Origin of the sequence: Roseburia sp. AM16-25, assembly GCF_003473825.1 — a bacterium.
GTDB classification, from domain to species: Bacteria; Bacillota; Clostridia; order Lachnospirales; family Lachnospiraceae; genus Pararoseburia; species Pararoseburia lenta.
Genome location: NZ_QUCW01000001.1, coordinates 183,971 through 209,948 on the forward strand (window position 1 = coordinate 183,971; position 25,978 = coordinate 209,948).

21 protein-coding genes, 2 pseudogenes, 1 riboswitch and 1 other annotated feature are annotated in these 25,978 nt (G+C 41.3%); of the genes and pseudogenes, 5 read left to right on the forward strand and 18 right to left on the reverse strand.

The annotated features are described in order from the left end of the window. Positions 1-83: 83 nt before the first annotated feature. Positions 84-338 (reverse strand): heavy-metal-associated domain-containing protein, encoded by a 255-nt coding sequence (locus DW183_RS00895; RefSeq protein ID WP_118280684.1) that lies wholly within the window; start codon positions 336-338, stop codon positions 84-86. A 282-nt stretch (positions 339-620) separates the two neighbouring features. Then, a riboswitch (glycine riboswitch) is annotated at positions 621-725 on the forward strand. 75 nt (positions 726-800) lie between these two features. Here DW183_RS00895 and DW183_RS00900 point away from each other — a divergent pair. Next, the gene (locus tag DW183_RS00900) at positions 801-2,225 is read left to right on the forward strand and encodes an alanine/glycine:cation symporter family protein (protein WP_118280222.1); all 1,425 of its coding nucleotides are present in this window, start codon (positions 801-803) and stop codon (positions 2,223-2,225) included. Between the two features lie 69 nt (positions 2,226-2,294). Here DW183_RS00900 and DW183_RS00905 read toward each other — a convergent pair whose 3' ends face one another. From DW183_RS00905 to DW183_RS00920, 4 genes are all read right to left on the reverse strand, one after another. After that, positions 2,295-4,730: a glycoside hydrolase family 3 protein gene (locus DW183_RS00905; RefSeq protein ID WP_118280223.1), complete on the reverse strand. Its 2,436-nt coding sequence runs from the start codon at positions 4,728-4,730 to the stop codon at positions 2,295-2,297. 119 nt (positions 4,731-4,849) lie between these two features. Further along, entirely contained in the window at positions 4,850-5,272 is a 423-nt protein-coding gene (locus tag DW183_RS00910; RefSeq protein ID WP_118280224.1) for an HIT family protein, read from the reverse strand. 77 nt (positions 5,273-5,349) lie between these two features. Then, on the reverse strand, positions 5,350-6,324 hold the full coding sequence (locus tag DW183_RS00915; RefSeq protein WP_118280225.1) for a zf-HC2 domain-containing protein: 975 nt from the start codon (positions 6,322-6,324) through the stop codon (positions 5,350-5,352). After that, positions 6,317-6,802 (reverse strand): RNA polymerase sigma factor, encoded by a 486-nt coding sequence (locus tag DW183_RS00920; RefSeq protein WP_118280226.1) that lies wholly within the window; start codon positions 6,800-6,802, stop codon positions 6,317-6,319. The genes DW183_RS00915 and DW183_RS00920 overlap by 8 nt, the downstream gene beginning before the upstream one ends. A 164-nt stretch (positions 6,803-6,966) precedes the next feature. Beyond that, positions 6,967-7,167 (forward strand) — a binding site (T-box leader). A gap of 56 nt (positions 7,168-7,223) precedes the next feature. On the opposite strand from DW183_RS00920, the gene thrS reads away from it, so the two are divergent. Together thrS and DW183_RS00930 are read left to right on the forward strand one after the other, a co-directional pair. Beyond that, complete coding sequence (thrS, locus tag DW183_RS00925; RefSeq protein WP_243069483.1) at positions 7,224-8,999, forward strand: threonine--tRNA ligase; 1,776 nt, start codon at positions 7,224-7,226, stop codon at positions 8,997-8,999. A gap of 83 nt (positions 9,000-9,082) precedes the next feature. Then, complete coding sequence (locus tag DW183_RS00930; RefSeq protein WP_118280227.1) at positions 9,083-10,486, forward strand: WD40/YVTN/BNR-like repeat-containing protein; 1,404 nt, start codon at positions 9,083-9,085, stop codon at positions 10,484-10,486. Between the two features lie 22 nt (positions 10,487-10,508). Here the strand turns inward: DW183_RS00930 and DW183_RS00935 are convergent, their stop codons facing one another. From DW183_RS00935 to DW183_RS00950, 4 genes and pseudogenes are all read right to left on the reverse strand, one after another. Next, positions 10,509-10,970, reverse strand: coding sequence for a threonine/serine exporter family protein (locus DW183_RS00935; RefSeq protein ID WP_178009836.1), 462 nt, complete (start codon positions 10,968-10,970; stop codon positions 10,509-10,511). Beyond that, positions 10,967-11,740 carry a threonine/serine ThrE exporter family protein gene (locus tag DW183_RS00940; protein ID WP_118280228.1) on the reverse strand — a complete coding sequence of 258 codons (774 nt, stop codon included), beginning with the start codon at positions 11,738-11,740 and terminating at the stop codon, positions 10,967-10,969. The genes DW183_RS00935 and DW183_RS00940 overlap by 4 nt, the downstream gene beginning before the upstream one ends. A gap of 336 nt (positions 11,741-12,076) precedes the next feature. Further along, positions 12,077-12,807 (reverse strand): annotated as a pseudogene (locus DW183_RS12825) (KilA-N domain-containing protein). Positions 12,808-12,809: 2 nt separating this feature from the next. Next, complete coding sequence (locus tag DW183_RS00950; protein WP_118280687.1) at positions 12,810-13,175, reverse strand: helix-turn-helix domain-containing protein; 366 nt, start codon at positions 13,173-13,175, stop codon at positions 12,810-12,812. A gap of 191 nt (positions 13,176-13,366) precedes the next feature. Here DW183_RS00950 and DW183_RS00955 point away from each other — a divergent pair, with 191 nt between their 5' ends. Further along, positions 13,367-13,753 (forward strand): BlaI/MecI/CopY family transcriptional regulator, encoded by a 387-nt coding sequence (locus DW183_RS00955; RefSeq protein ID WP_107001152.1) that lies wholly within the window; start codon positions 13,367-13,369, stop codon positions 13,751-13,753. Between the two features lies 1 nt (position 13,754). Then, complete coding sequence (locus DW183_RS00960; RefSeq protein WP_118280229.1) at positions 13,755-15,560, forward strand: BlaR1 family beta-lactam sensor/signal transducer; 1,806 nt, start codon at positions 13,755-13,757, stop codon at positions 15,558-15,560. Positions 15,561-15,619: 59 nt separating this feature from the next. On the opposite strand, the gene DW183_RS00965 is transcribed toward DW183_RS00960, so the two are convergent. From DW183_RS00965 to rlmD, 9 genes and pseudogenes are all read right to left on the reverse strand, one after another. Next, positions 15,620-16,171 (reverse strand): hypothetical protein, encoded by a 552-nt coding sequence (locus DW183_RS00965; protein ID WP_118280230.1) that lies wholly within the window; start codon positions 16,169-16,171, stop codon positions 15,620-15,622. Positions 16,172-16,275: 104 nt separating this feature from the next. Further along, positions 16,276-16,716: a hypothetical protein gene (locus DW183_RS00970; RefSeq protein ID WP_117482135.1), complete on the reverse strand. Its 441-nt coding sequence runs from the start codon at positions 16,714-16,716 to the stop codon at positions 16,276-16,278. A 59-nt stretch (positions 16,717-16,775) separates the two neighbouring features. Next, positions 16,776-18,023, reverse strand: a complete 1,248-nt coding sequence (locus tag DW183_RS00975) for a DUF6070 family protein (protein ID WP_118280231.1) — start codon at positions 18,021-18,023, stop codon at positions 16,776-16,778. 27 nt (positions 18,024-18,050) lie between these two features. Next, the gene (locus DW183_RS00980) at positions 18,051-18,755 is read right to left on the reverse strand and encodes a DUF6070 family protein (RefSeq protein ID WP_118280232.1); all 705 of its coding nucleotides are present in this window, start codon (positions 18,753-18,755) and stop codon (positions 18,051-18,053) included. Continuing rightward, complete coding sequence (locus DW183_RS00985; protein ID WP_118280233.1) at positions 18,755-19,996, reverse strand: DUF6070 family protein; 1,242 nt, start codon at positions 19,994-19,996, stop codon at positions 18,755-18,757. Before DW183_RS00985 ends, DW183_RS00980 begins: the two co-directional genes overlap by 1 nt. Then, on the reverse strand, positions 19,944-22,067 hold the full coding sequence (locus DW183_RS00990; RefSeq protein ID WP_118280234.1) for a penicillin-binding transpeptidase domain-containing protein: 2,124 nt from the start codon (positions 22,065-22,067) through the stop codon (positions 19,944-19,946). The genes DW183_RS00985 and DW183_RS00990 overlap by 53 nt, the downstream gene beginning before the upstream one ends. Before the next feature lie 571 nt (positions 22,068-22,638). Then, entirely contained in the window at positions 22,639-23,502 is an 864-nt protein-coding gene (locus tag DW183_RS00995; RefSeq protein WP_055232099.1) for a DUF6602 domain-containing protein, read from the reverse strand. Positions 23,503-24,536: 1,034 nt separating this feature from the next. Next, positions 24,537-24,608 (reverse strand): annotated as a pseudogene (locus tag DW183_RS12905) (SEC-C metal-binding domain-containing protein); the annotation flags it as partial. 165 nt (positions 24,609-24,773) lie between these two features. After that, complete coding sequence (rlmD, locus tag DW183_RS01005; protein ID WP_118280236.1) at positions 24,774-25,976, reverse strand: 23S rRNA (uracil(1939)-C(5))-methyltransferase RlmD; 1,203 nt, start codon at positions 25,974-25,976, stop codon at positions 24,774-24,776. Positions 25,977-25,978: the final 2 nt, after the last annotated feature.

Below are 25,978 nucleotides of genomic sequence, written 5' to 3' on the forward strand. Positions count from 1 at the left end.
TTACTGCCATTTCTTACCATCAGAATAAAACATGACACCTGATTTCGCAATAAAAATTCTATAAAGATTTTCTTAAATTTTCTTTACTTTAGGAAGCCAAACAGTCCCTTCTTTTCGTATGGCTTGCTCTCGTAAGAAACCAGTTCATAGCCAATGGCTTTGATCTCCTTTTTCAGCCATGGGATATCCAGTTCATTCTCGCTGATAACTACGGTCTCGCCATCTTTTGCAGAGGAGGTGACCTTTTTAATCTGGCAATTCTTGCGCACGACATCATTCATATGCGCCTCGCACATACCGCACATCATCCCATCGATCTTTAAAGTTGTCTGTATCATAATTTCTATGATCTCCTTTCTTTTATATACCCCCATCGGGTATCTACGTCTTATATATACTCCTGCTTTTTTCTACTGTCAAGCCTTTTTGTTAGTCTTTGCTAACTTCATACTTTTTCACTTTATCTCAAAATTGTATGCAAACTATTGAAATCCATAGGAAGAACCTATATAGTAGTGATTGGAGCAATTTTCGAGATGAAGTTTGCAGGAAAACGACGTTTTTGTCTACCGAAGGAGTAACACTCTCAGGTGCCGGCCGTGCCGGTGCAACTGCAAATGGATCGACTCTCTGGAGACACCCGGACACGACGAGCCGGGGGCCGAAGGTGCAAGATGCGTGCATGCACGCAGGAATCTCTCAGGCAAATGGACAGAGAAGATATCTATCTTTCTATTTTCTTTCCAATCTCTCCACAAGAATTTTGCATCCCTTACTAAAACGAAAGAGGTATGAAAAACATGTGGAACTTTATCAATGATGTTTTAACAACAATCGATGACTTTGTGTGGGGTGTCCCACTCATGGTGCTGATCCTTGCCGGTGGTCTGCTTTTGACCGCAAGACTGGGCTTCTTGCAGATCCGAAAACTTCCTCTGGCACTCAAATGGATGGTCAAAAATGAGGACGAAGGTCATGGAGAAATTTCCAGTTTCTCTGCACTTTGCACTGCCTTAAGTGCTACGATCGGTACCGGAAATATCGTCGGTGTTGCTACGGCAGTCGGCACCGGTGGTCCCGGCGCCTTGTTCTGGATGGTCGTTACCGCCTTCTTTGGTATGGCGACCAAATATGCAGAGGGATTACTTGCCGTGAAATATCGTGTCGTTGCCCCGGACGGGCACAGCCTTGGCGGACCTTTTTATTATATCGAGCAGGGCATGGGAAAAAAATGGACCTGGCTCGCCAAGTTATTTGCCTTCTTTGGCGTGTGCGTAGGACTTTTTGGTATCGGAACCTTCAGTCAGGTCAACGGTATCTCCTCCGCTGTACATAATTTCTTTGATCCGGCAGATGCCCACACGGTAAAACTTTTACCTTTCTTAGGCGATTATTCCTGGGCGGTCGTTATCGCCTCTTTGGTACTTGCCTTTTGTGTGGCTGCCGTACTGATCGGTGGTGTCAAGAGAATCGCAAGTGTCAGCCAGATCATCGTTCCTTTTATGGCAGTTATTTATATCGTATTTGTTCTGAGCCTTGTGATCTGCAATATTACTGCCGTTCCGGCTGCTTTTAAGACGATCGTGGTTGCAGCCTTTACACCAAAAGCGATCACAGGTGGTGCCGTCGGTTCCATGTTAGTCGCTATGCAAAAGGGTGTTGCCCGCGGTATCTTTTCCAATGAAGCAGGACTTGGTAGCGCACCGATCGCCGCTGCTGCCGCAAAGACAAAAGAGCCGGTACGTCAGGGACTTGTCAGCATGACCGGAACCTTTATCGATACCATCGTGATCTGTACTCTGACCGGTCTTTCCATCGTACTGACCGGTGCCTGGCAGGTAGACGGTCTGGAAGGTGTTGCCGTGACGACCTATGCATTCCAACAGGGGCTGCCTTTCCCGGCAGAGGTATCTTCCTTTATCCTTATGCTCTGTCTGGTATTCTTTGCCTTTACGACCATTCTTGGCTGGGACTATTACAGTGAGCGTTGTCTGGAATATCTGACAAAGGGCAATCAGAAAGCCATCAAGATATTCCGCTGGCTTTATATCTTTGCCGTCTTTATCGGACCATACATGACCGTCAGCGCTGTCTGGACGATCGCAGATATCTTTAACGGTCTGATGGCACTGCCAAACATGATCGCACTCTTTGCCTTAAACGGTGTGGTTGTTGCCGAGACAAAGAAATTCTTTGAACGGCATAAAAATGGAGAGATCCAATAAAATGCATTTCATACAAAAAGGGAGCCTGTGACTGATTCTCCAGTCACAGGCTCCCTTCTGTTTTTATGCTTATTTTTCTACTAATTTTCTTGCCATCTTAAGCACTCTGGTCGCATTGATCCGTACCTGTTCCTCGGATACGTCACCTTCCTGAATGCCCTTTTTCAGATCTTCGTAATCGCTCTTTCCGCCCGGCATAAAGAGGTCGCCACCGGCAGCGGCTACAAATCTTGCCAGAGAATTGCGGTTAGCAGAACGCTTGTCTGCGGTCATTGGTACAACCCAGTCTGTCATAACAATGCCTTCATAGCCATATTCACAGCGTAAGATGTCCTCGATTAAGCCGCGGTTTTCTGCAGTATGTACGCCATTTAAGAGGTTGTAGGAAGTCATCACGGCATGCGGCTGTGACTTCTTTACGCAGATACCAAAGCCCTTGGTATAGATCTCACGCATGGCACGCTCAGACACATGGCTGTTGTTGGCATAGCGGTTCAACTCCTTGTTATTGGCAGCATAATGCTTGATGGTCGTTCCGCATCCCGGATGCTTCTGCACGCCATTTGTGATCCCTGCCGCCATCAAACCGGAAACCAGCGGATCTTCTGAATAATACTCAAAGTTTCGTCCACAGCGGATAGATCTGTGGATGTTGAGTGCCGGAGCCAGCCACAGATGTACGCCGAACATTTCCATTTCATAGCCCACGATATCGCCATATTTTTCTGCCAGATCTGTATTGAAAGACTGGGCAATGGCTGTACCGATCGGGATGGCTGTGCAATACTGGGTCTTTACTTCCGTTCCAGCCTTCGGTCCCTTATTTCCGCCCATGATCAGTTTTGAGAAAAAGAGTATCGGCTTTGGCATGTAGTCCATAAAACTTTCCGGAATACCTGCCTGCCCTACTGCATGCAAGCCCTTCTCATCGCGATAGTATTCTCTCGCCAGACGAAGGCCCGCAGGACCGTCTGCCATAACAAGGGATGGGAAATCTTTGACATGAGTCGTTGTCTCACCTGCTGCACCGCAGACCTGTGATCCGGCGCTGCCGATGATGGATACCAGTCCACCCTTGTTTGGATCATGTCCGCCGATGTTCATCAGGGCTGCCTCATCGATAGACAGCGCCTCCACTTCCGGCAAGATCTCATATTTTGGCTGGTAATCTACCTGCTCTGTCGTAAAATCATCTGCGCTTAAAGTGATGACACAGATATCTGCCGGAATATTTTCTGTCTGGCCAGCCTCTGCACGCAGGTCTGTAAATCCCGGATCTCCCAAAACATTCTTTGCCACCAGAGTCGTAACGTCTTCTTGCAGACGAAGCAGAGCGACCGGAGCCGTATCCTGGCTGCTTACGCCCATGCGCACGATATAGTTGCCGGCTTCCAGAATATAAGAAGCAGATGCCTCATCATAGGAAGCAAAATCAGAAAGGGCAAAGGTAATGGCTACTTCCTGGCTCTCTCCCGATGCCAGTTCCTTAGTCTTGGCAAATCCGCAGAGATCCTGATATGCCTTATCCAGTTTTACGCTTGGAGCCGATACATAGACCTGCACCACCTGCTTACCTGCCCGCTGACCTGTATTGGTCACCTGTGCGCGCACCGTGATCTTTTCGCCGTCTGCGCTGACACCGGACAGTTTGTGTGCAAATTCTGTATAGGACAAGCCATAACCAAATGGAAAGAGTGCCTTTTTGTGGAAGGAATCAAAATAGCGGTAGCCGACATAGATGCCTTCCTGATATCTGGTATCATTGATGTCCTCAAAGTCATCCATCGGCGCATACTGATCCCATGCCGCCCAGGTCGTTGCCAGTTTACCGGATGGATTCTGTCTGCCAAGCAGAATGTCTACCAGGGCTGTTCCGGTATCTACGCCAAGTTGTGAAAGAACTAAGATATTCTTGACCTCCGTCACATCGGACAGATCGACTACGCCACCGACATTGAGTACCAGCATGAATTTATCATACTTTTCATTGAGGGCTAAGATATCTCTCTTTTCCGTAGCGGATAATTTGATCTCTCCCTCTTCTACCGGACGGTCATTTCCCTCACCGGAAATACGGGACAATACATAGATTGCCACGTCGCCCTGCCCCTCCAAAGGGATCTGGTAATTTGGTTCCGGCATGGATTTTCCCATGGCATAGACCATGACATTCTGATGGTTCGCCTTGGCTTCTGCCTTCATACGCTTGATAAAATCCGTCTTTGCCTCTGCGCGCTTGGCATCATAAGCGTCCAGCCACGCCTTGGTCGTGATCTCAAAGCCTGCCTGCTCTAAGCCCTCTTCGATATTCACAGAATAGTGTGAATTGACTTCGCCGGATCCGGTTCCACCCTTAACTGTCAGGCGCACACCACTACCAAAGGCTGCGATCTTGCCTGCCGCCTCCAGTGGAAATTTACCATCTTTTTTCAAGAGTACGGTACACTCGGCAAGTGAGCCTTTGACCGCCTCTGTATGTTTCTTTTCATATTCCATCAATTCCATAAAAAAGTCCTCCCTGTTTGTCTGAGCACATACTGACTTGTGCAATTTATACTCATTATAAACCAGAAGGACTCTCCTCACTATTAAATTTTTGATTTTTTTATCAAATATTTAGGCAATTATGCAAGTGCCTTACGATATTTTTCTACCATTTCGGTATATTCTGCATCGCTTAAAGTCTTGACCTGTGGATTCATGGCAAAAACGCCACCCCACTCATATTCATTTTCATACTTTGGAACCAGATGAAAATGTAAATGGTGTCCGGTATCTCCGTAAGCACCATAGTTGACCTTATTCGGATGGAAGATCTCATGCATGGCATTTGCCACCTTTGCAATATCCTCCATGTAAGCCGCTCTTTCTTCCGGGCTCAGTTCGATCAACTCGCTCACATGCTTCTTGTGTGCCACGATCACTCTGCCCGGATGGCTCTGCTCCTTAAATAAATATACCTTGGAAGTCGGCAGTTCGCAAATCTTGATACCAAAAGCATCGACCAGTTCTCCCTCTACGCAGTATGCACAATTTTGATCTATCATGTCCTGATTCTCCTCTCGTTTTCCCTTGTGACTGTCTTTATTATACGCAGACCCAGGGCAAATAGCAATGCATGACTTTAGGCTTTGATTCTCTTAGGCTGTCCCTTTTGCCGGAGCAGTCCAATGACAAAGAGGACGATTGCCAGCCCAAGGGTGATCGCAAGAATCCAGCCTCTGAGATCCAGCGGTGTCTCTCCCGCCTTTGTCATCACAGAAACCGATACCCAGCCGAGAGCATTTCCAATGGTTCCCCAGATACCAACCAACAATGAAAAAACTGCTGTCTTCATCCAACCATTTCCCGGTAAATAACGATAATCGCAAAAGATTGCCCAGCCAAGAGCAACAAAAAATGTACCCGGAAGGAAAAGATCCTGCGTATAAATTGGATTATCGATAGCAAACATAACCATCATCAGATAAAACCAAATCGTATCCCATGCCACCGTCAGAAGTGCTTTCTGGTTCACCAGCGTTTCCGGCAAGTCTAACTGTTTTACCACAAATGGCGCAAAAACCAAAGAAAGACCAAACATCGTTGAGCAGGCAATCTCGCCAAACGTAATCCAGTTGCCATGGTCAAAAAACATTTCCACAATAAAAATCAAAAGAATCAATGCAGCTGTCGATGCCACAATGGTCTTTGCCAGCTTCTTTCCTCGCGATAACAGTGGAACTACTGTAAAACCTGCCACTAATAGCATAGATGCCATAATTGCCGCATCCGTCTTTAAATCAGAATAGCCCGGAAGTGTCATGAGAAGCGCAATGACAATTGGTAACAATAAGAGTCCTGCAATAACTACTGCTGTCTTATATGCCAACGTACGCTCCCTTTTTGCATGGTGTTCCAGCACTTCTTTTGTCTCATCAGCAAGTGCCATATCCATTTCCGTCTCATCCATTTCCTGCAACAGTGTTTTACACGTACGGCATTCCTGCAAATGATTTTCCACCATTTTGCGACTTGCACCACTACACACACCATCATGATAGAGTGGCAAAATATCCTGCACTACCTCACACGGTAATTTCTGTTCTATATTACTCATCTTCTTCTAACCTCTCTTTTATTTTTATTCTTGCACGGTGATACGTCACACGCGCCCAACTATCTGTTTTTCGAAATATCGAAGCAATTTCCGCAAATGACAGTTCTCCAAAAACACGAAGTTCAAACACTTCTTTATATGGTTCTTCCATATCATGCAAAATCCGATGAATAGACAACGAAGTTTCACGTACGACAAAATCCTCCGTCACATCCGAAGCACACACTGCCTCCTGCTCTGGTTCCACAGCATCTGCAATTCTGCCATTTTTACGGAAGTAATCATAACACTGATTTTTCGCAATCGCGCACAACCAGGTGTATGGGCTGGATGACCCTTCGTATTCACTTTTTGTAGTCATTGCTTTCACAAAGGTATTTTGTGTGATTTCTTCTGCTGCAGCAGGATTTTTTACGATATTCATCACGTACGAATATACCTTCATAAAATACGTTCGATATAACTTCTCGGTATCCAGTCTTTCTCACCTTCCTTTCCTTTTTTCGTAGGTTAGACGATGTTTTCCCTATTTCGTTACAAAAAAATTTAAAAATTTAGGAAATTTTTCCACTTTTTCAAAATCCATTGAATTTCCGCCATTATTATACTATAATGAAGCAGATTTAGAAATGAATAGTACCCATAAAAGCAATGATGAAGAGAGTAATGCAATCAGGTTCTCACAGAGAGAGGAACATTTGCTGGAAGTTCCTTAGAAACGGATTACATGAAGACCACTTCGAAGCTGTACGTGGAAGGATGATTCCGAAGCGTTACCGGATAGCCCCGTTACAGGCTGCAAGAGTAAAAATTAAGGTGGAACCGTGTGCAAGCACCCTTAGATGATGTATCAGTCTATGGGTGCTTTTTTCATACTAAAAATGAAAAGGAGAATGAAAATGGTAAATTTCAAAGAAGACGAGCGTCTGAATACGCTGAACCACTCATGTGCCCATGTGATGGCACAGGCAATCAAGCATCTTTACCCACAGGCTAAATTCTGGGTTGGACCAGTTGTCGCAGAAGGTTTCTATTATGATATTGACCTTGGCGATGACGTTATCCGTGATGAAGACATCGAAGCAATCACAAAGGAAATGAAGAAAGTCATCAAATCCGGCAAAAAGATCATCCGCCGCGAAGTTTCCAAGGAAGAAGCCTTGGAAATGTTTAAGGATGACCCTTACAAGTTAGACCTGATCGAGGATCTTGAGGATGGCAATATCACGGTTTACGATCAGGGCGATTTTACTGATCTCTGCCGTGGACCTCACGTAGACAATGTAAAACTCTGCAAGCACTTCAAGTTGATCCGCCACTCCGGTGCTTATTGGAAGGGCGACAGCAAGAACAAGATGCTCCAGCGTATCTACGGCGTATGTTTCCCAACACCGGAAGAACTGGATGCACATTTGCAATTATTAGAGGAAGCCAAAGAAAGAGACCACAGAAAGATCGGCAAGGACATGAACCTCTTTATGGTAGATGACCTGGTTGGTCGTGGTCTTCCAATGTTCCTGCCAAAGGGATACACCATCTGGCAGGAATTAGAAAACTATATCAAGCGTAAAGAGAGAAAACTCGGTTATCTCCATGTTATGACTCCATGTGTCGGCACGGTCAATCTTTACAAGACATCCGGTCACTGGGATCATTACAAGGAAAACATGTTCCCACCAATGGAAATGGAAGGGGAATCCTTTGTACTTCGCCCTATGAACTGCCCACATCATATGATGATCTACGCAAACAGAAGACATTCTTACAAAGACCTGCCAATCCGTATCGGTGAGATTGCACACGACTTCCGTTATGAGTCCAGCGGAACCTTAAAGGGTATCGAGCGTGGCAGACATTTCTGTCAGAATGATGCCCACCTCTTCGTGACACCGGAACAGATCAAGGAAGAATTTACCAGCGTTGTAAATCTGATCTTTGATACCTATAAGGATTTTGGAATTACCAATTATCGTTGTGTACTTTCCCTTCGTGATCCGGCGAATAAAGAAAAGTATCATGATGATGATGAAATGTGGAATACAGCAGAAGATGCACTGCGTGATGTATTAAACAGTATCGGCATCGAATACACCGAGGAGATCGGCGAGGCTGCTTTCTATGGTCCGAAACTTGACGTAAACGTACAGCCGGCGATCGGTAATGAGATCACACTCTCTACCTGTCAGTTGGACTTCTGTCTGCCAGCCAAGTTCAACCTCTATTATATTGACAGCAACGGCGAAAAGCAGACACCGGTCGTATTGCACCGTGCCATCCTTGGATCTTTGGATCGCTTTATGGCTTATATCCTGGAAGAGACCAAGGGAAATCTTCCTACCTGGCTTGCTCCTGTTCAGGTTCGCGTTATGCCGGTCAAGACAGATGACGACGGTCTGAATGCTTATGCGCAGGAAATCGTAGATGCCCTGGAAGATGCAAATGTCCGCGTAGAACTTGACGACCGTGCCGAAAAACTCGGCTACCGTATGCGTGAGGGACAAGTTCAGAAAGTACCTTATCTGCTGGTTGTCGGATTTAATGAAAAGGATGACCGTACCGTTTCCTTCCGTCTTCATGGTGAAAAAGAAACGACTGTGCTTCCATTAGACGAATTCGTTGAAAAAATCAAAGCTGAAATTGCTGAGAAATCAAAAGAACATATTCATGTAAACTAGAACAAACACAAAAGGTGATACCCTGATGCACTATAATGATCAGGGTATCCTTTTTTAATTGTCATCCGTAAAAGGAGCTTTTTATGAAAAACAAGCGCCAAATAGCAGAAATTGTTATGATTCTGTCCTTTATTTTTGATCTGTACCACCTAAGTGTTCTTTGCAAATATGGCGGTACCAGACGTCATCTATTATGGATGTTTTTCGGTTTGCTCGTCTTCAGTGGCGCACTCATTCTGCGACAAACAACAGAACCTGCGACTATGAAAAACAAAACTGCATTTATTGTTAAATTAACTTCTGTCATTGCAGCATGTGTTCTCTTTTCCAGCAGTATCATTTATTCTGCAATCCCTTATCATGGTGCTCTGTCGTGGAAAATTCAGGATTTGATACATTCACGCGAAGTTACATTGACACATAATAATGTTTTTGACACTGGTATAGAAGGCATTCTGGATGATTTGACTGCCGCATTAAACCTTCCGGAAAAACTCTATATTGCAGAACAATTTACTGTAGATTTTGACGGTACTGGAAAAATAAGTGCAATCGAAGGTTTCTTATATGGAAAAGATGAGAACGATCAGACGCGCACCTATTTAATCAGTTACAATGCCCAAAAAAGCAAAAAAATTTATGTTAATATGGATGGGTATGCATCGGCAGATTTTGATACAGACTCCTTACTGTCTCCTATGATCGATGTGCTTGCTCTAGCCAATTGGAAAGAACAGGTGGCAGAGTGGGAACAAGATTATGATGTCTCCTCCTACCAATTACTATATTTGGGAAATCGTTCTTTTGAAATAAAAGATGGTCTCGTTACGGTTTCCGGAGATAGCTCCGAAATCCAAAAGTTAAATGCCGGTGGCTCTGTAAAAGGATACGAAGTATCCTTACACATGCCAGAGCTTGATACGGTTACACCAATACGTTATATCGCCAACCCCAAATACACATCTTTGCAGGAACAAAAAGAACAGGAGCAAACGGATGCTTCTACTAAAAACTCCTCAGGAATCGGCAAATGTGATACTGACGAAGATGGTATACAATATTTTTATCTCACAGAACAAATTGGGTGGAAATTTAAGATTTTAGATGCTGCCGCAGGAAGCCGTTTTTATGGCTTACAAAAAACAACAGACGGCGGTAACACGTGGGAAATGATCACCGAAGATCCTTTTATCGGAAATATTGGTGTCAGCGAAGGTCTCGTATTTTACGATGAGAATAATGGCATCATTGGTCTGACATGTGCAGGGCAGAATTGGTCCAACCTTTATCGAACAACAGATGGAGGGAAAACTTTTACAAAAATAGAATTTCCAGGTGCCGCAACCGGCGAATTCTACTTTGATATGCCAAGAAAAGATAAAGACCAGTTAGTCGTTTTAGCAAGATCCGAAGCTGGTGATACCACCGGTATAAAATATGTTTCTACTGATGGTGGCGCAACATGGAACAAGGCTGGAGACTTTTAGTCTCCAGCGCTTTTCTTATGCTTTATATTGCTTTCTTTTCCTTCTTTTTCAGATGGTTGAGCCATGCCTGCGGAAGTCCCATCGCAAGGATGATACCGATAACAATCGCCCCTGCCGTCTCAACTGTCTCAGTTCCTTTGATCGAAAACATTTCCATATTACCGCTGATTAGATAAAAGGCTGCATAGTAAATCCCGGCTCCCGGCACCAGCGGGAATATCCCTGACAACAGATATACCGTTGCCGGATGCTTGCGAAGTACCGCGAAAAAGCGTGAAAGCAAGGTCAAGGCCAGTGTTGCCACAATCGTTGCCAACATCAGATGCCAGCCCTGCTGTGAATGCAGATATTCATAGACAAACCAGCCCACACCACCTGTCAACCCACATAAACCCCATTCTGATTTAGGTGCTTGAAACAGAACAGCAAAGGCTAACGTCGCAATCATAGCAATGATAAAATGCAAAAAAATCGTCCCAATCATGACATAGCACCTCCCAAACTCTGAAAAATATAGATTGTCAGGCCAACGCCAACCGAAATAAAGAGTGCAGTCAAAAGCGCGTCCAAGAGATGGATCACACCTGACAGATAATCACTATTATAGAAATCACGGATGGAGGTCGTAAAGGCAATGCCCGGTACAAGTGGCATGATACAGCCGATCACTATCTTGTCCTGCGAAACCGGAAGTCCCATACACATAGGAAGCAGGCTCAGGGCTGTTACAAACATACTACAGATTAGCAGATTGGCAAAGCGCCCAACATGGTGTTTTTCAAACCATAACATCAAAAGTTGTAATAAAAGACCAATGCCAAATGCAATGGATCCATCCAAAAAATTTGCTCCGAACAAAATGGCAAAACCACCGGATCCAATACCGGTACATAGGACACGAATCCAGAGTGGATCCTTCTTGTGATGTATGATGGCATCCATACGATCCCAAGCCTCAGATATCGTACATTTCTTATCACAAATGTCTCTAGCTAACTGGTTGAGTTTTGATATCTTGAGCAGATTCACACTGCCTAAAGGCACATGCCGAATCATGCTACAGGCATCTTCCTTTCCCTCATTGGCACTGGCAAAGATACCATTGGATAGCACGTATACATCATAATCCTCTAACTGATAAGCCGCCATGATCTTCATAACGGTATCTTCCACGCGGTAGATCTCACCACCATTTTGAAGCATGGCGTCGCCGATTTCCACTGCCAGCGTTAATATATCTCTAGTTTCATTCATGCTATAAGTTCCTCACTTTGGTTATTTGTATCACTTGCGCACCAGCCCACTTTCATCAAACAAATGATATTTTCTATTTTTATTTTCCCCTTCAGCCACAACATCTTTCATATTTACTAAAATATTTCTACTTCATCTACTTTATCATAAGTCTTGTACAAATAGTTCTCTAAATCTGTTTTTCTTCGCTGATAATGCTTATCCTCATAATCAAGAAAATCCATATTTATTCATGCACCTGTTTTTTATAATCACACTTATGACCTCTAGCCATCTATCTGCATGGTTGTCGAGACACGGGTGTATAAATATACTTTGATTTTCTCTTTCTTCAATTTACATATCACCTCCAGGAAGTGTCGAAACTGCCGACAGATTGATACTGGCTAATGTATCCATCTGCCTGATTGCCAAATTTCTAAGCAATATAAGTCTTTCTGATTGAGTTTTCCCTTGCTCAATTAAAATAGCATTATAACTTTCCATATTTGCCAATACCAATAACTGATTTAAATTTGCATCATCACGCACATTCCCTTTTTTACCCGGATTATTATTTTTCCATTGCTTTGCAGTCTGACCAAATAAAGCAACATTTAAAAGATCTGCTTCACTGGCATATGTATAAGCAATCTGTTCTGGTGTCAGCTCTGGTGGAATCAAATTTTCCTTCACCGCATCCGTGTGAATACGGTAGTTCGCCTTTGATAAAGCCCTGTTCAAGATCCTCCACCATATCTGCCTGCTTTTGACACTATTCCAATAGCATTGGTCTGTTCAATCCATTTGATTGGCGTCATAACAAACCTGTTTAATCCTGCCTCACTTCTAACCGCCTCGAATTGCACACGGTTAAAATCTGGATTATGAAGTTCTTCCCAAACAGCCAAAAACTCAACTGTATTTCTGTTTCGCATCCAGTTCTGAATGACAAATCTGGGATCATTATCATTTCTGTATTTTGCGATATCTGTCAACGAAATATATTCATTTTCAAAATCTTTCGTGTAAATCCCAATATCAATTCCTTTTGCGTGAATAATTTCCCTAACTATTTTATTTGCCATCTCTATTCCTCCACCATGTTCTCCATCTGTTCCAACTTCTGCAAGGCTTTCATATACGCCATAAGTCTTTTATATTGCTCATCTCCAAGGCTGTGAATCTGCTTTAAAATCTTAATATCCGACCTGGTTACTTCATAATTCGCATCTTCATCCTTATTTTCCGGATCAATGCCTTTTCCTGTCAAAAGCTGTTCGGGAGTAATCTCCAATGCATCACATATAGCCAACAAGCAGTCCGCTTTGGGATTTGTCTTTTTCTTCTTCCAGTCACTGATGTTGCTCGTTGCAATCCCGGTTCTTCTTGAGAGTTCCAACTGCGTTATATTCTTCTGCTCCATCACACAAAAAATTCTTTCACTGATAATCATGACTTTTTCCTCCATCAACATTCCGTACATATCCGTATTTATAAATTTATCCATCCGTCTATACGGTTATAGTATCATGCTGCAACTTTTCTTTCAATGCCATTTTTAAATCTTTTTCTTAAATTGACAACCACATAAATAACGTCTATAATGTATTTATTACATCTGTAAGATTTAAGGAGGAATTTGAAATGAGTGATTTACCACAGATTTCTGAAGCTGAATTTGAAGTTATGAAAATCGTATGGAAACATGCGCCGATCAGTACAAATGAAATAACAGATAAATTATTACAGACCACAAGCTGGAGTCCGAAAACGATACAGACTTTAATCAAACGCCTTGTGACCAAAGGCGCTCTGACTTATGAAAAACAGAGCCGAGTGTTTGTTTACACCCCAGTCGTGAAAGAAAGCGAATACATCGGCCAGGAAAGCAATTCTTTTCTGGAACGCTACTATGATGGAGATATCACTGCCATGCTGTCTGCATACATCGAGAATGACAGACTGTCTGAAACAGAAATAGACACACTCCGCTCTCTTCTTTCCAAGAGGTCAAAAAAAGGAGGAAATTAACGTGGCTAATTTTATGATACGCTTTTTCATATGCAATGTATTTATCAGCGGTATCATCGGAATTCTTTTGATAGCCAAGCGGATATTCAAAAACAACCTTTCCAGCCGGATGCAGTATAATCTGTGGTTCCTGCTGCTTGGGTTGTTGGTAGTTCCCTTTATACCGTTCCGTCTCATCGGATTTCCGCAAATCTTCTCCTGGCTTGGTAACTTAAGAAGCTCTCCTGCTTCTGGTACCGCAACCGCTATAGGAGAAGCTATGGGAATTCATCCGACCGGAAATACAGACTGGATGAATGACTTCGCACTTTCTGTAAAAAGCGAGACACCATCCATTGCCGGATACATATTATTAGGGATATGGATTGTAGGTATTCTTGCAATGATTATTTTGGTAATCAAATCCTCTCTCCGTTTACGCAACTTGGAGAAATCTGCACTTCCCCTTCAGAACAAGGAAGTCCGCATACTATATCATCACTGCTTAGAAGAGATGGGGATTCACAGAGATATTCCTGTCTACAGTACCGCATTTTTGAAATCTCCGATTATTGTTGGACTTTTGAAACCGCGTATTTATCTTCCGATTCATCTGATCTCTGATTATAACGAATCCGATATGCGGTATATGCTGTTGCACGAACTGCAGCACTATAAGCACAAAGATGCTATTGCCAGTTATCTGATGAACCTTGCTGGAGTGGTATATTGGTTCAATCCTCTCGTTTGGTACGCTTTGAAAGAAATGCGTAATGACAGAGAGGTTGCCTGTGACACCTCTGTTTTAAAGATGCTTGAAGAGGATGCTTACGAGGAATATGGCAATACACTGATTAACTTTGCGGAAAAAGTATCGCTTACTCCTTTTCCATTTGCTGCCGGCCTTGGTGGAAACATGAAACAGATGAAACGAAGAATCATCAATATTGCATCTTATGAGAAGCCAACATTTACAAAAAGGCTAAAAGGTATGACGGCATTTGTACTGACTGCTGTTCTCCTGTTAGGTTTTGCTCCTTTTATTTCTACATACGCAGCCGACGAAAACTACTACCAATGGGACTCCTCTTCTGAGAATGTTTCCTATGTAGACCGCTCCACATACTTCGGAGAATACGAAGGCAGTTTTGTTTTATACGATTTGGGAAATGATGCATGGAGCATATATGACAAAGAGCATGCTACCCTGCGAGTAGCACCAAACTCCACCTACAAAATATATGATGCCTTGTTCGGCTTGGAAGAAGGTGTCATTACACCAGAAAACTCATTTATTGCATGGAATGGAGAAAGCTATCCATTTGAAGCATGGAATGCGGATCAGACCTTACAGTCTGCGATGAACTCCTCCGTTAACTGGTACTTCCAGACAGTGGATGAACAGCTTGGGAGTTCTTCCGTCTATAACTATATTCAGGAAATTGGATATGGAAATGAAAACATGAATGGTGATTTCTCCACTTATTGGATGGAATCATCCTTAAAAATTTCTCCAATAGAGCAGGTCGAACTTTTAACGAAACTACATAACAACAGCTTTGAGTTCTCTCCTGAAAACATCAATGCTGTAAAAGACGCCATCCTCCTTTCCTCTTCTGATGCCGGAACACTCTATGGAAAGACAGGAACTGGCCGTGTGGATGGCCAGGATGTGAATGGATGGTTTGTTGGTTTTGTAGAAACCGCAGATAATACATACTTTTTTGCTACCAACATTGGTGCAAACAGCGATGCTACCGGAGGCAAAGCAACTGAAATAACCATGTCTATCTTGTCAGACATGAATATCTGGGTATCACAGAAATAACAAAAACGAGTAAAGGTTAACTGTAGAATTAACTTTTACTCGTTTTTTCTTTTTTTTAATTACTGCTTTTTGCAATATTCATAAATATTAAATGGTTCTTCTCTTTTTTCAAATAAGATATCAGCTTCTTTAATAATCTTAATAAGTTCTTCTGTCTCTACACCTACTGTTTTTAGTACAAGTAACTTCTTTTCATTCGTTATGAGTAAGAAAAAATCTTTGTATAAAAAGACTCTATCTATTTCTTTAAGTTCACAGATCTTTTTATCTTCTAATTTTATTCCCTGAACATCAATTTCCACTTTGTTATATCTTGATTTATTCCATACAAATTCATGGACATTATTTTCAAATTTTTTTCCCTTAGATTGAAACCAAATAATCCAAATCAATGCAATAATAGAAATCCCCATGTCCACATAAAACATCGGATAACTCTTTACAAAATAGCAGCCGATTGATAACAAAAATAATACTGGTGTCATTATATAAATAATTTTCCTTCTATTATTTTTTGTCTTAAGTAATTGATATGGCATAGCATATTCTAACGAAAGCATATACTCTAATGCTTTTCTATCTTCATCGGTCATAATAGACTTTATAATCATTTTTACACCATCCTTCCATATTGGCACAATAGAAATATGTAAAATATGAAGCTACTGATTTTACTGATTTTGGAAATATATTTCATAATTCATCTTGCTCCTTTTTAGTGTCCACGAATATCTATCTCTTTCAGCAAAGAATTCCCATCTCCCCACGAATACACAATGTAATATCCTTTACTCTCTATCTGCTCCGCAAATTGCAATGTACTATGATCGACCACTTCAATCTCTTGTCCTTCTTGGATATCTACAAGATATTCCCACTCATTACTTCTGTACCCTGAATAGTAAGCATCCAATTCTTCCAAAGACAAATCACTTCGAATTAAAATTGCTCCGAAATACTGCATTCCATTTCCGTTACCTGTCAGCTTCCCTGCCCGTGATATTGACTCTATCAATTCCGTTTTCTCTGGCAGTGGTGTTTCACATAATTCCTTTTCCACTTTATAAGCAGTGTGGTTATTTATAAGCGGAATTGAAATCACACCGCCTATTAATACAACTGCTGCCAATATTCCAACTAGTTTTAATTTCTTCATGTGTCCTCCTTCCTTTTCTTACATCTGTAAGATTACCACAAAACACAACTATTATCAAATCATTCTTTAATTCGGTATTGGTAGTCTGGTATGTGCATAATTCCGTCATTCAGAATTTCATTCCCTAAATACTGAAAGCTGCCGTCCTCTGCAAACTTTACCGTAAGTTCATGGGTTATGACTGCATCATCACAAATGACCATGTCGCAAACCGCCTCAACTGTTAATGTGATTGTCCCATCTTCATTTTCTTTGATGTCGATAACCTCCGGCAGAGAAGTTCCAAAGAAAGTCGGTGCATAATTAAAGCATCCAAGTCGCGCCCAATAATACGTTTGGTTTTCCTCATCAAATACTGCATATTCCCGTATCTGCTCTGACGTCACCGGAAGATACTCCATAATTAAATTTTCAAATTCCTCTTTTGGTATTCCATTTGGATAATTCTCAGAATTAAACTTTTCCTGGTATTTCATTGCATACAGATATTCATATATCCCGTTATAATCCAGTTTTTCCATATGGTCAGCATCCCAATTCGAGCATAAAAGATTATTTCCCTGATACCCCAGACCTTGTACGCATCGTTCTGACATTTCCCGTTGTTCCTTAGATAATGGCTTTATTCTTACCAGACAGCTTCCGTCAACAATCTCTGTAACCTCCGGCGGTTCCGGAACACATAATTCATAACAAAACCATCCTTTATCCGTATATTTCCACTCCTTTATCCTTGCATAAGAAATATAGGACAATCCATATGTATCATTGGTGTTCCATGTAGCACACGCACCTATTAAATACATGTCCTTTCCATCAAAAATAAATTTATCTCTGCCAATGCCACCATCTGAATGCAACTCGTAAAGCACAACCGAACCAGCTTTCTCTTCCTGACAGTTTTTAAGAAAATCTTCGACTTTTTTATAATTTTCCATTGCTGCATATGCTTTCATCGTTGTAACCGGATACCCTTTTTCTTTTATCCGATCCTGCATTTTATAGATTGTCTTATCATCCAGAACCGTATTAACTGCCTCCCCTTTATCTGCCTGAGTATAAATATCAGAAATAAGCTCCAGAATCATTTTACACTCATCCTCTGCTTCTTTTCTTTCCGGCTCATCTATTGGAAGGTCATAACCTTTTTCCCACTGTTCTGCAACATCTTCTTTTGCATTCTCGTTTTCTTCCGTAGAATCAACATCTCTACTATCCATCAACTGACTATCTGATGTCATATCTTTCCTTATGCATACACATAACAGGCAACTGATCAGTACAATGAACCAAATACGCTTTTTCATAAATATCGTCCTTTTCTTCCAGCCACATTAAGGATTCATTCTTGCTATGACTGGCAATTCCAATTCTTTTTGTTCAATAGAATTGGCTAAATATCTAAAAGTTCCATCTTCAAATGGCTGAACCACAATTCGATTTGTAAATGCGCAGTCGGAATTATAATCTGCCCATACTCCATCTACAATCAGAGTAATCGTTCCATCAGAGTTTTCCGTATAATCAACTACTTCTCCAAACGGTGGATATGGACTGTCAGAAATCATCTCATATTCATAGCTGTTGCTGCCCTCATCATACCCACAATACTCTCTCAACTGTTCTACTGATACCGGAAAGTAAGTGGTCATTATCCTTTCATATTCCTCTGCCAGATTCTTCCAATCCCCAGTTTTCAGATTTTCGCCCGTAGAAATCCGAAAAATATCTTCATACATACAAGGCATCAGAATATCCTCTACATTACTGCTGTCCCAGTTTCTTGACCGATTCTGCTGCTCCTTTTCCTCTTCCGAGATAAGACAATCACTGGATTGTGAAATAAACCAATATGCTGAATCTATGGAAGTTACCGTTTCACTGTCCTCGATTTCCACCGGAGGCTCCCATACTTCCTCTGCCACTTTCTTTTCTTCCGTATGCAGCTTTCCCAAACAGATTATTCCTGCTATTACTGTAACTAGCAATATCAAAATCGGGAGTCCCCATTTTTCCGACAACCATTTTACATCTTCCATCATTCGCCTCCATACAGTTCTTCCCATTCCTCCGCTGTCAAGCGAGGCATGTGCCATGTTTCTTCACAATTTTCTTCAGAGGGTATGATTCGATTGGATACATATTGTACCCCTCCATCCTCTAAAGCACGGACCACAACCTCGTGAACATATACCTTTGAATTGCCTGAATAAGGAAATACCACATTGGCAGTAAGTGTAATTGTTCCATCACTGTTCTCCGTGAACCCGACTACTTCTGAATATGGATATTCCGGGTACTCCACCTCTTCAAACCCTCTCGGCTTATATTCATAAGTCGAATCTTTAGAATAATAAACTGTTTTTGATTGTAACGTTTCACTATCAATATTAAAATATTTCATAATAACACTTTCAAATTCATCCTTTGGAATCCGATAAACTGCGCCGACTCCTAGGTTGTCATCTGCAGCACAAGGAACATATTCGCCATTTTCTTTTCGATAAAGAATGTCATACATATCATAAAAATTTAATTCTCCAAAATCATCTTCGCTCCAATCAACAATAAACATATTATTCCGTTCAAAGCTTATTGGAAGAAGATATTTCCGAGACAGTTCCCTGCATCTCTCATCTAAAGGCTCCACTCGCAATGCTGTGTGCTCTTCCATTCCACTCAAAGTAAGTGCATACAGTTCTTCCGAAAAATAAATTCCAGAAAACATCAAATACCCTTCTTCCGTGTAATTCCAATCTTCCGCTTGGTAAGTTCCTATATGATTTCTTTGTATTGCCCCATCCTTATACTCATAATAACTTCTGATTACATCTACATTTCCATCCTTAGTTTGCAAATCGTATTTGATAAAACCACCCAAATCATCAATATCTATAATTGTTATTTCTGCCTTTTCCTTTGCATCCACCATTTTGCAGAATCGTTTTACCTGTTCTGCATGTGTCATATCAATTTGATTCTTATTGTCAACTGCCGTATAACCATTTTCTCCAAGACGATTTACAATACTACGGATTGTTTCCAAATCCGCTAATTTATTTTCTTCTTCTGCTTTCTCATAAAGATCAATGCAGACGCTTATAATTTCATCTGCATCCTCCTCCGATTTTTCCTGAATATCCTGAACATCTATTACCGTTTCCAAAACTGTATTTTCTTCCGGAGGTGCATCACTGCACCCCGAAATACTAAGTATTAATACAAAGCTAATTGCTGCCAAACCACTCTTCCAGAACCAGCTTGTCTTTCTTAACAACATGTCCACTTCCTCCTCTTCCTTTCACATCTTCTACCATGCTAATAATCAATATAGGATGTTCTACCGTATCTTCTGCTGTAAAAATTGCAAACCATCCTAATTCCGTACCCGAAGTATCATCCTTCAATGCCTTGATTTCTGCCGTACCTGTTTTTCCTGCTAAAAGAATGTCATCCCGATGGGCCGCATATCCAGTTCCATTAGAATCATTCACAACCTTCTTTATTCCTTCCAATACACGACTTGCTGTCTCATTAGAAAAGGCTCCTGGAATCCAATACTCAACTACTGCGTCTTTCTGATATACCAAATACGGTTTTATGACATTTCCCTCATTACAGAAAGCAGAATAGATACAAGCCATATGTAACGGATTCACTAAAACCTGTCCTTGTCCGTAACCGCTGTCAGCTAACTGTATTTCAGTTTCAATTCCCTCTGTATTGGAATACTGCGACTCTGCCATCTTAATCTCAAATGGCAGTTCCTCATTAAAACCAAGTCCAGTCAAAGAACTCTCCATTTCTTCTGAGCCAATCTTTAATGCTGCCTTTGCGAAATAAATATTATCGGAATAAATCAATGCATTCTCTAAAATGACTGGTTCATATGCATGGAGTGTTGTTACATGATAAGAACCCCACGATGCATCCTTTTGCCAGCTTAAGCCTACGTTCCCGAAATCTTCCATTGGATCGATTGCCCCTGATTCCAAACCGACCGCAGCGGTAATTGGCTTGAATGTAGACCCCGGACACCACACTTGCCGGAACCGATTATACATTGGCTTATTCTCATCCTCGTTAAGCGCAGTCCACTGTTCACTGGACAATCCCATAATAAAATCGTTATTGTCATATGACGGCGTGCTGACCAAAGCCAATACTTCTCCGGTATAAGGATTCATGGCTACCGAGCAGCTTTTATCTTCCTTAAACTGTTCATACAAGGAAACCTGCAAATCAGCATCTATCGTAAGCTGGATGTCCTGCCCATGTTGCACCAGCATCCAAGCAAGTTCCTCCTTCTCTTTGCCTTCCGAGTTTACAATGCAAATTCTGCAACCGTTCTGTCCTTTCAACTCACTCTCAAACAAACCCTCCATTCCGCCTCTGCCGATTACACTATTGGCTGTATAGCCTTCTCCTGCATGTTCCTCTAAATCTTCAGCAGTAACGCTTTGAACATACCCGACCAAATGTGCAGCCGCTTCTCCTAATGGGTATTCACGCACTTCAACATCAGATATCATCACTCCGGGAATTTCCAGTAGTTTTTCATGTCTTTCCTTTTCTTTCACCACCTCTTCGTCCGGTTCAATCTTCATCAACTCGATTTTTTCAACCCTCGGAATGGTTTTTATCGGCACAAAGGAGTCATCCTTTACCCACTGTGCCGACAGCATCTTTTCTATCGCTTCCGGAGTTGTTTCCAACAGTTCTGCAATCTGTGCAATTGCTTCCTCTCTGTTTTCCACCTTGCCCGGAACGATTCCAACCGAAGAAGCTATACCTTTTCCTGCAAGGACACGTCCGTTCCTATCCAGAATTTCTCCCCGTTCTGCCTGTGTAGTGGAAACTCTTACTTTATCTGTAGAAGTCAGATTTGGAAAAATCATGGAATCATCCCAAACCAACTTATAGCCTTCTTCGCCCTCCAAGAAAAGTGCCTCGTTCTCAAAGCTGATATTCCCTGCAACTGTATCGAAAGAAGTCTGGTAGGTTACCGTCATTTGCTCCTCGTCATATGTCAGAATTTCAACCGTCATATTCTGCACCTCAATGCCCTCATAAATAGCTGAATTTCGAGTTACAAAATCCTCCTGACTGACATTTCCCGATGCCTCAATATGTAGCATCGCATACATTTCTTCATACTCCTGTTTTGGAATATGATCCATGTACTCCACCAGAAGTTCTTCCGGTGTCCTCCAGGCATTTTCCTTTGTTGCCAACATTCCTGCCACGCATACTGCAGAAATTACCGCAGCTATTCCTATAACAGCAATCGCAATCCATAGGAGCCTGCTTCTTGTTTTCTTTCGCTTGTTTCTGCTTCTTCCTTTCTTCATATTGACCTCCATTCATTTTGCTTTGCTGATATGGTCATATTCTATTTTCAATGTACACTATATCTTCAAAATATTACATTCGTAAGATTTTTAGGCAAAAAAATTTCACTTTGCTTGGTATATCGTACTATGCATTCCTCAACCCTTTTTATTACATGCGTAAGATTTCGTGGTAAAAAAATTTCGTCCGCAATCCTTCTGCACTTGTGTAAATATTACATCAGTAAGATTTGGAAGTCAAGTTATCTTTATATAAAAAGGCTCCTGCCGGGAGGTATCATACATTTTCACAAAAGTGATACCTTTTAGCAAAAGCCTATTATTCAGCAGAGTCTCAAAACACCCCTCTGCTACGATATTCAAATGATTCATTCATAAGGCTACAAAACACACATCCATTTTTGCTCCTTAATATCCCACAAACCGCAGAAAATCAAGGTTTCCTTGAAAGCAGACAGACGGTTTCAATATTCCCCTGAACTTTGATTTTATACTGCATAGCGAAAGTATTCAATAGGTTTCAAAGTGGGGTAATATATTTAGCCCGTTTGAAATACTCCCCACCAAATAATCATCTAATCGCCCTAACTTCTATATCACCCAATTTTTTGTCACATGCCCTATGTGAAGGAAACGCTGTAAATCCTGGTCTTGAGATATAGTTACGAGTCTTGTCATAATAAACACTCAGAATTCCTGTTAACAAAAACTGAAATCCCATGTGTACTTCTTCCTCACTGTGATTAAAAAATATATATTCTCCAACTTCTCCATCCTGAGGACGTCTTTTAAAAATGCTCCATTTATTAAACGAACCAATATATCCTATTAAATCATCAAAATAATCATCTTCCTTAGAATAAACTCCTTCTAATTTTTCAAAAATCCATTGTTCCGTAGTTTTCTCTTTTTTCTCAAATGCATCCATTGACACCAAAGCCAAAAATGGACCTCTTAAATGTTGACCATTATCATCGACACAACGACATAATTTTGATGCGGCCTTCAATGCTTGAGCTTCATGTACTATGTCATTTTCATGTAAATTCTTTTTCACAGAAATAATACCTACAACGCCCTCTGGTGGAACTATAACATTTTCTCCAAATCTCTGAAAAATAGGATATTTAGCACTATCATAAATTAATATATCTAACTGTGTGGAATGGCTGTCCACTTCATTTTTCCTGCTTCTATTTTTCAATCCTGTTTTTACTGCTGGTCTCAAAATAAATCCCGTTAAAACTTCCAAATCTTTTGGTAAATATCTCTTCAGATATTCTCGTATTAATGTTTCTACATATCTTCCATCTTCTCCGTTATGGGCAGCTCCATTTCTATTTTCTGCTGGAATTAATATTTGAAATTGTTTATAAGTATCCAACATGGCTTGCATCTCATTTGACCAATAATTCTGGATTCTTTTACCATCCATATTATTACACCTCCAACTCCTCTTAACACCATTTATGATTATAACTCGAACATATCATAGGAAGGCGCTTCTGTTCTATCAACTTTAATCCCCATTTCTTGAGCTATTGTTTCCATCCCCCAAACATATGAGCCAAACTCGTTCTTCTGTGACTGACTGAGTTTTTCCCATGCCTCCGGATTAACAACCAAGTTTTCACTTATCACTGGTAAGAGATTATTAATAAAATTTCTTTTCTTTACTTCGTCCAAGCCATTTAATTGTTCATAATATGACGAAAACATTCCATCATTTTTCTTAAACCACGAAATAATACAATATGTTTTCTCGTTTTCAGGAAAAACGCAGACATATACATGTTGTGCTGGCTTACTGAAATCCAGCAAATCCTGCACTCTCCTATTATTCAAATCATACTGCAATGCTTCAAACCCTGTACAGGCAAATTTTACCGCTTTGTCAAATTCCCAAATAATACTTGTTAAAACAGAATAATCTTTTTCCAAAATAGCTTTATCAAAGATTTTTTTGTCCTCAATAAAATCCTCAATCGCCATTTTATTCCCTTTAAAAGGATCCTCTGCATCCGGCATATTAACCAGAGATGGCCTCTTTGCAAAAATAATCTGTTCCATTTTTTTAACTTCCTGCTTTTTATGATATTCTAAAGCAAAACATCTATATGTATACAAGAAAACTTGTTCTTCAGTTTTCTCAAAATCTCTATCCTCAATTGGTTGAAATAAAGTTTTATCATGATGACCACAAAATCCAGTGAATACTGTCGCTTCTTTTCTTCCATAACTCGTCATTGGTGCAAAGGGATTATCAGGTTTCGGACATGGCATAAAAACCATTCCGTTACTAGATATCCTTTTTAGTATTTTATTATTTTGGATTGAATGGGCTCCTATAATCTTCTCTGAACACTCTTCATTATTTGGATGTAAACATTGTTTTATTCTGGACTCTTTTCGAATCAGTTTGTAATTGTCTAATAAATTTAGCGGGTTTACAAAATCTGCATCATCTTGTTTTCCTTTACAACAAAGCTTATATTTTTTTCCACTCCCACAAGGACATGGATCATTAGGATATACTTTTTTACTCGTAAATATTCCCCCTTTTTGCGAAAAAGTATCCTTTCGCCAAAATGTATATTTCCCGTTCTCCAAAGCCTATCCCCTGGGGTGAATCTCCGATTATATCATCACTCTACGGAAACAGAAACACACATCTATTTTATTCCCAAAATGGCGAAATCCTTTGATTTATTGGGCTTTTTTCGACAGAAGGCAGACTGTCTCACAATGTCCAGTCAACGGGAACATGTCATATGGGCGTATCGTCTCCACCCGATATGCTCTACAAAACCATTTCAAGTCTCTTGCCAACGTCTCTGGGTTGCATGAAACGTAAACCACACGCTCTGGTGCCAGAGAAATCACGGCATCTACAAATTCTTTTGTACTTCCTGCACGCGGCGGATCCATCAGAACCACGTCAAAATGTTCCTTCTTGGCTGCCGCCTTACAGATATATTCCGTGGCATCCTGACAGACAAAGCAGATATTCTTTACCTGATTGGTCTTGGCATTGGTAATGGCATCCCGCACGGCATCGCGGTTCAATTCCACGCCGGTCACCTCTTTGGCATCCCTTGATGCGATCATGCCGATCGTCCCTGTCCCACAATAGGCATCCAAAACTCTCTCTTTTCCGGTCAGGGCAGCCATGTCAAGGGCTCCCTGATACAGATGCTTGGTCTGTATTGGATTTACCTGATAAAAAGACTTTGCAGAAATACGGAAACGCATCCCCATAAGTTCATCTACAATATACCCCTTACCATAAAGCACCTTCTCCTGTTCGCCAAGCACCATACTTGTATTACGCCCATTGATATTTAAAACAACCGTCGTAATTTCCGGATGCATTTTTCGTAAAGCCTTAACAAAGTTGTTCTTTGATGGCATAACTGGTGATGCCAATACTAAAACCACCATCACTTCCCCGGTCGCATGTGCATGACGTACCAGTACGTGACGTAATAAGCCATAACCAGTATCTTCATTATATGGCTTTATCTTAAACGACCGCAAAAGTCCTCGAATATCACGAATAATAGCAGTTGATCCCTTATTCTCTAACAAACAGGATTCGATATCTACAACGCGATGACTATCTTTTTCATATGTACCACAGATAACCTCGCCATTTTTCTTTTGCGCATACACCGCATGCACTTTATTGCGATAATAATATGGATAAGACATGCCGACGATCGGTTCGACCTTACCAAATTCCCGCAGTAACTTTGCTACGCGTTTTTCCTTTTTTTGTAATTGTTCCTCATATGGTATGCCGCTATACTCACAACCGCCACATTTCTTATGATAAGGGCACTCCTGTCTCTCTCTCGTATCATTCTTTTGCATTTTCCTGTTGTAGCCTGCCTGTTTTTTCTCTGTCATCT